Origin of the sequence: Streptomyces sp. LS1784 (assembly GCF_020103755.1) — a bacterium.
Classification (GTDB): domain Bacteria; phylum Actinomycetota; class Actinomycetes; order Streptomycetales; family Streptomycetaceae; genus Kitasatospora.
On the sequence record NZ_JAHSQD010000544.1, the window covers coordinates 1 to 5,521 of the forward strand.

Genomic DNA, 5,521 nt, shown 5'->3' on the forward strand with positions numbered 1-5,521 from the left:
GCGGGCAGCGCGGGCGGCGCACCGGGCCTGGTCGCGCTGGCCGCCGGCCTCCTGCTGCTGGACGTGGCGGTGCAGTGCAGCCAGGTCGCCAACCAGGCCCGCATCTTCGCGCTGCGCCCGGAGGCCCGCAGCCGGCTGAACACCGCCTACATGACCTGCTCGTTCCTCGGCGGCAGCGCCGGCTCCTGGCTCGGCATCCGGCTCCACGGCCAGCTCGGCTGGCCGGGGGTGTGCGGCCTCATCGCGCTCGCCGCGGTCGCCGCCCTGACCGCTCTGCGGGCCGGGGTCGGCCGCTGAGTCCCCGAACACCCGGGTTCCCGGGTTCCCGGGTCACGAAGTCGCCAAGTGACCACACCACCGCGTCATCACTTCATCAAGTCGCCACGTCACGTCACCACGACCCAAAGGATCTTCCATGACGTTCCCGGCCATGCCGCCCGCCGTCCTCCAGTTCTTCCGCGCCTCCCAGGAAGGCGACGCCGACACCTGGGCGAAGGCCTTCGCCGAGGACGGCGTCTTCCACGACCCCGTCGGCACGCCGCCGATCACCGGGCGCGCCGCGATCCACGGCTTCATCGCCTCCGTCCTGCCCGGCTTCCGTCCGTTCCTCGGGCTGACGCCCCTGGAGGCACACACCGTCGGCAGCCACGTCGCGGTCTCCTGGCGCGGCGCCGCCGTCGCCCTGGACGGCAAGCCGGTCAACTGGTCCGGCATCAACGTCTACGAGCTGGACGACACCGGTCTCATCCGGGAGGCCAGGGCGTACTTCAACAGCGCCGTCTTCCGGGCCCAGCTCACCGGGTGACCGGCGGCCGGCGCGCGGGCGGCCGGCCGGGGTCCGGCTCCGACGGCGGTCAGTCGCCGACCAGGTGCAGGGCCTGCCGCAGGTTGTGCTCGGCGATGCCGGCCATGGCCTCCCGTACCGGGAAGTCCCCGTCGAGCAGTCGGAGCGGGCCTGCCGTCAGCGAGAGGCGTTGCGCCAGCGCGTAGAGGGCGAGCCGGTCCTCGTCCAGCGCGTCGGCCGCCAGAGACCGGTAGTCGGCCTCGTGCAGGCGGATCCGCAGGAAGACGTGCTCCCACTCGACGTCGAAGTACATCGCGCCCTCGATGTCGATCAGCACCGGGCGGCCGTCCGCGTCCACCAGCACGTGGTCGGGCCCCAGTTCGCCGTGCACCACCACGTACTCCGCGCGCGGCCGCACCGCCGCCGCCAGGCCCCGCAGCCGTTCGGCGAACCGCTCCCGGGCTCCCGCGATCCGGGGATCGCGCGCTGCCGCCTCCGCGAGGTCGCGCAGCGCGCGGTCCAGGACGACGCCCTCGCACGACGGACCGTGCGAGGCTCCTCCCCCGTCGACCACCGCCACCTTCCCGTAGCCGGACGCGCGGTGGCCGCGCATGGCCCCCAGCGCCTCGCCGAGCCGGGCCAGCACCGGGGCGGCGGCGCGCGGGTCGCGGGCGAGCAGCCTCTCCAGGCTCTCGCCGGGAACGTCCTCGACGATCGCGAGATCGGCCGTGCCCGGAGCACCGCCGCCGTCACGGCTCCCGGCTCGCTCGACGAACCGGATCGCCGGCACCCGGACGCCGAGCGCGTCCAGCCGTGCGTGCGCGGCCTCGAACAGGTCGAACCCGAGGCCGGGCGAGAACGGGTCGGCGAGGTCCTCGTCCCCCTCGGCCGCCGGCCAGTAGTTCTCGGACCGGTCCCAGCGATAGGCGATCGCCGTCGTCCCGTCGTCCATCAGCAGCCGGTACACGCCCTTCTTGCTGCCGCCCGCCAGCCGCTGGGCCGCTTCCAGCCGCCGCCCGCCGCCCAGCGCGGCCCGCGCCGCACCCGCCAACAGCTCCCGCACCACTGCCCCGCCCCTCCCCGGCCCGGCCGTCTCCCCGGCCCGGTCGGCGCACCCTACCGCCGCAGGTGGCGGCTCACGTCGCCGACCAGGGTGATCCGCACCCGCCGTTCCACGAACCGCCACCGCCCGTCCTCCCCGCGCGCGAAGCGGTCGTGGTACCGGCCGGCGGCGACGGCCTGCAGCGGCAGCTCGGGCAGCGCCTGCAGCACGGTGACGTACGAGCGTGCGACCGCCGTCCCCGCCCGCTCGTCGACCTCGACGGCCACGTTGCCGGTGACGTGCTGGGTCCGCGGCGTCCCGTCGGCGTACACGATCAACGTTTCCCGGAACATCGCCTCGACGGCCTCGCCCCCGTGCAGCGGTGCGCCGCTGCCGACGAAGGTGGCGTCGGCGAACAGGGCGCCGAGCCCCGCGAAGTCGCCGTCGTCCACGAGTTCGGCGTAGCGCGCGATCAGGTTCTCGATCGCCCGGTGGCTCGGCACCGGATCGGTGGGCGCGGACATGTTCCCCCCAAGGCCGGACGGCAGTCGTCCCCCTGACTGTCCCATGCTCTGACCAGGCGTCGGAAAACCGCTTGGCGGGGCGGTGACCGGGCTGGTGTGCTCTGGTCCCCCACCTCCGGCGCATCCTCCGCCGGCGGCACCGGTCGTGCGCCGCTGGTGCTGATGGGGCACGGCGGCGGCAACCACAAGAAGCACCCGGCCATGTCGGGCCGGGCGCGGCTCCTGGTGGCCGGCTGCGGCTTCCACGTCGCCGTGCTCGACGCGCCCGGACACGGCGACCGGCCGCGCACGACGAGGCGGAGATCGCCGAGCTGTACCGGGCGCGGGCGGCCGGCGAGCCGGAGGGGCCGATCGTGGTGCGCTACAACGCGCACCTGGCGGAGCTCGCCGTGCCCGAGTGGCGGGCGGCGCTGGACGCGCTCCAGCAGCTTCCGGAGATCGGCACCGACGGGCCGGTCGGCTACTTCGGCCTCAACATGGCCGCGGTGTTCGGCCAGCACTGGCCGGACGTCCTGGTCGAGCACGCGAAGCGGATCACCGTCCCGGTCGAGTTCGACCTCCAGTGGGACGACGAGCACATCCCGCGCGAGGCCGGCCTGGTGCTGTTCGACGCCTTCGCCTCGACGGAGAAGACGCTGCACGCCAACGCGGGCCGGCACAAGGATCTGCCCCGCTTCGAGGCCGACAGCGCGGTCCGCTTCCTCGCCCGCCACCTCGGCCGCCCGGCCGCCGAGTCGGCCACCACCTCGGCTGCCGCCTCGGCCTGACGCGAACGGTCGCGGCGCCCGGCGGCTACCGGCCGGGCGCCTCGGCCAGCCGGGAGATCTCGGCGGCGACGGCCTCCGGTTCGGCGGCGACGGTGACGCGGGCGACGCCGTCCAGGCCCGGGTGGGTGCCGACCCGGACCGAGTGCCGCGCGTTGCGCAGCAGGTCGAGGTCGTTGATGTCGTTGCCGAAGGCGTTGTACGCGTCGATCCCCAGCGAGGTCAGCGCCTCCCACTTGTTCGTGGTGCCCGGGGCGAAGTCGATGATCGCCTCGTCGAGGTGGTGGTTGACGGTCATCCCGAGCCCGCGGCCGGCCTCGGCGAGGGCCGCCGGGTCGGTCGCGTCGACCACCAGGAACTTGACGACGGCGGGGAGCTCGGCGAGCTCCACCCGGCGGGCCAGGCCGCCCTGGTCGACCCGGCCCCGGATGGGGTGGTCGGCCGGTCCGGTGTAGGCGTAGTCCCACGGCCCGTCGGCGAGGTAGCCCGCCCGGAACCGCTCGGCCTCGGCCAGCAGCCGGCCGAGTTCACCGGCCTCGAACGCGGCCCGCGCCCGCACCTGGCCGTCGACGGAGACCAGGCTGCCGTTCCCGCCGATCAGCGTGGCGGTGGGGAAGGCCCCGTCGAGGACGGGCAGGAGGTCGCGGACCGGCCGGGCGGAGGCGAAGACCAGCTGGTGGCCGGCGCGCTCACAGGCGTCGAGGGCGGCGAGGATCCGGCTGTCGATCGTCCGCCCGTCGAAGCAGAGCGTGCCGTCGATGTCGAAGACCGTGGTGCGGGCGCTGGAAGTGATCACCGGGCGATGCTATCCAGCCGGTCCCGTACACGATCCACCGCCCACGTCAGGCGCGGGCCGGGCCGCTCGCCGGTCGCGCCGCACGGCGTCGCGGTTGGCGCAGCGCTGGGAGCAGTAGCGCTTGCGGCCGGTCCAGGGCGGCCACGCCACCGAGCACCCGGCGTCCGTTCCCCGCCCCGCTCCCCCTTGCGCCCGTCCGGGCCTGCCCACGACGAGGGCCCCTCGGCCGGATGACTCCGCCGAGGGGCCCACAGGATGGCGAGGAATCAGCTGTGCTGCGGTGACGGCAGCGCCGCCGAGCCCGCGAGCAGCGGCCACTCCCGGTGGAACGGCGGCAACGGCAGCTTGCCCTCGATGATCGGGGTGCCGAAGACCTTCAGGTGGGCGAGCAGCGAGCCGCTCAGGTCGACGCCGCCGACCAGCGACCAACTGCCCTGCACCTGCGGAGGGTTGCCGGAGGAGTCGACGGTCAGCGAGCCCTCGGCCTGGGCGCGCAGGTAGGGGGCGACGGTGGTCTCCACGCCGACGGTGTCGTACAGGCCGAGGCTGATCTCGGCGCCGAGCGCGGCCCGCACGCCCGCCTTGCCGTTGAGCCGCACGTGCACCGGGGTGACCTTGGTCTCGGCGTTCGTGACCGGGGTCCAGCCCTTGCCGCCGGTGTAGTCGGCGCGCACCGCCCAGGTGCCGGTGGCGTCCTGCTCCGCCTCCAGGTGGACCTGGCCGTCGGCGCTGACCTCCAGGTAGCAGGTGAGGCCGAGGTTGACGACCACGGGCAGGCCGGCGACGGTCAGCACCGGGCTGGCCTGCAACTTGGCGAAGGGCACCCTGACGGGTGCCGCGCCGGTGCTGCGGGCCGCGTCGCCGGTGACCTTCCACTGGGCGTGGGCGCCGAGGTCGAAGCCGATCGAGGCGGTACGCGGGCTGCCGGCCGCCGCGCCGTGGTAGGCGAAGTGGACGGCGGGGTGGAGCTGGAGCGAGCCGGACGCGTCGAGGCTCGCGCCGCCGGGCAGCGGGACGGGGGCCTTGAGGTTCACCTCCAGGGTGCCGGAGGCATCGGCCTGCACGCCGTCGCCGGTCAGGCCGGCGGTCGCCTTGAGGTCCTTGACCAGCGGGGTCACCGTGATGCCGTGCGGGTCGACGGGGACGTTGCCGTCGGCCTCGGTGCCGCCGAGGAGTTCGGCCAGGGTGGCCGGACGGGTGGTCAGGGCGAGCGTGTTGCCCGCGCCGGGGCGGACGCCGGTGACGGCGACCAGCGCGCCCTGCGGTGCTGCGGCGGTGGGCGGGCTGGCGATCAGCTGCCCGGGCTGGACGGCGGCAGTGGCCGCCGTGGGCACGGCACTCGGCGAGGCGGCGGCAGCAGAGGCGGAGGCAGGGGCGGAGGCAGGGGCGGAGGCAGGGGCGGAGGCAGGGGCGGAGGCCGAAGCCGTGGCCGCCGGCCCCACCGCGGACAGCACCGCTGTTCCGCCCGCCGGGTCGTAGGCCGTCAGCTGGAGGTTCTTCGTCGCCGCCGTGACGGCGCCACCGTCCTTGCCCGGACTGCCGATCGCGGCCTGCCGGTCCCCGGCGGGCGCGGCAGTGACGGATGCCTTGCCCGGGGTCGGGCGGCCGGCG

General features: G+C 75.2%; 5 protein-coding genes and 2 pseudogenes. 3 read left to right on the forward strand and 4 right to left on the reverse strand.

Going from position 1 to position 5,521, the window contains the following annotated elements; genetic code table 11:
• Together KS423_RS37190 and KS423_RS37195 are read left to right on the forward strand one after the other, a co-directional pair.
• A pseudogene (locus tag KS423_RS37190) lies at positions 1-297 on the forward strand (MFS transporter); the annotation flags it as partial.
• A 118-nt stretch (positions 298-415) separates the two neighbouring features.
• On the forward strand, positions 416-805 hold the full coding sequence (locus KS423_RS37195; RefSeq protein ID WP_224284158.1) for a nuclear transport factor 2 family protein: 390 nt from the start codon (positions 416-418) through the stop codon (positions 803-805).
• Between the two features lie 49 nt (positions 806-854).
• On the opposite strand, the gene KS423_RS37200 is transcribed toward KS423_RS37195, so the two are convergent.
• Together KS423_RS37200 and KS423_RS37205 are read right to left on the reverse strand one after the other, a co-directional pair.
• The gene (locus tag KS423_RS37200; protein ID WP_224284159.1) at positions 855-1,850 is read right to left on the reverse strand and encodes a phosphotransferase family protein; all 996 of its coding nucleotides are present in this window, start codon (positions 1,848-1,850) and stop codon (positions 855-857) included.
• 50 nt (positions 1,851-1,900) lie between these two features.
• Positions 1,901-2,350: a nuclear transport factor 2 family protein gene (locus tag KS423_RS37205; RefSeq protein ID WP_224284160.1), complete on the reverse strand. Its 450-nt coding sequence runs from the start codon at positions 2,348-2,350 to the stop codon at positions 1,901-1,903.
• A 36-nt stretch (positions 2,351-2,386) separates the two neighbouring features.
• Between KS423_RS37205 and KS423_RS37210 the strand changes: the two are divergent.
• Positions 2,387-3,117, forward strand: a pseudogene (locus KS423_RS37210) (alpha/beta hydrolase).
• Between the two features lie 25 nt (positions 3,118-3,142).
• Here the strand turns inward: KS423_RS37210 and KS423_RS37215 are convergent.
• Together KS423_RS37215 and KS423_RS37220 are read right to left on the reverse strand one after the other, a co-directional pair.
• The gene (locus tag KS423_RS37215) at positions 3,143-3,910 is read right to left on the reverse strand and encodes an HAD family hydrolase (RefSeq protein WP_224284161.1); all 768 of its coding nucleotides are present in this window, start codon (positions 3,908-3,910) and stop codon (positions 3,143-3,145) included.
• 266 nt (positions 3,911-4,176) lie between these two features.
• Positions 4,177-5,521: hypothetical protein (locus tag KS423_RS37220; RefSeq protein ID WP_224284162.1), on the reverse strand; the 1,345-nt coding region annotated here is incomplete at its 5' end.

What these genes read in the sequence shown, in the direction of transcription:
- KS423_RS37205 (WP_224284160.1), bottom strand. Translation starts at nt 2,350, where the DNA reads ATGTCCGCGCCCACCGATCCGGTGCCGAGCCACCGGGCGATCGAGAAC.
- KS423_RS37195 (WP_224284158.1), top strand. Translation starts at nt 416, where the DNA reads ATGACGTTCCCGGCCATGCCGCCCGCCGTCCTCCAGTTCTTCCGCGCC.